General features: G+C 40.5%; 1 protein-coding gene. It reads right to left on the reverse strand.

Annotated features, from left to right (window positions below):
• On the reverse strand, window positions 1-229 hold a 229-nt coding region (mobC, locus tag FJR05_RS09565; RefSeq protein ID WP_254446888.1), incomplete at its 3' end, for a plasmid mobilization relaxosome protein MobC.
• Between the last annotated feature and the right edge of the window lie 77 nt (window positions 230-306).

The raw sequence follows: 306 nt of genomic DNA on the forward strand, positions 1-306 counted from the left end.
TATTGATAGCTTTAGCGATTTGGTTCAGGTTATTACCGATTTTCCCCAACTCCCAGTAAGTTTGACCTGCCACTTTGGTGACACGCCGGGGCAATCTATTTTTGATGGTTTTGGCACGGAATAGCTCTGCCATCGTCAAGCTGTTTTCTGCTGCCATTTGTCGCACCTGTTCTTTTTCTTCTAGTGTGAGGCAGATATGAAATCTAATTGTGCGGTCTTTTTGAGGCATCGCTTAAATTATTTCAAACATATCTTTGTATTTCCATTTTGAAATATGCAAATTAATCGTAACTGTTCACACTCCCC

The organism is Dolichospermum sp. UHCC 0259, from assembly GCF_009711935.1.
Classification (GTDB): domain Bacteria; phylum Cyanobacteriota; class Cyanobacteriia; order Cyanobacteriales; family Nostocaceae; genus Dolichospermum.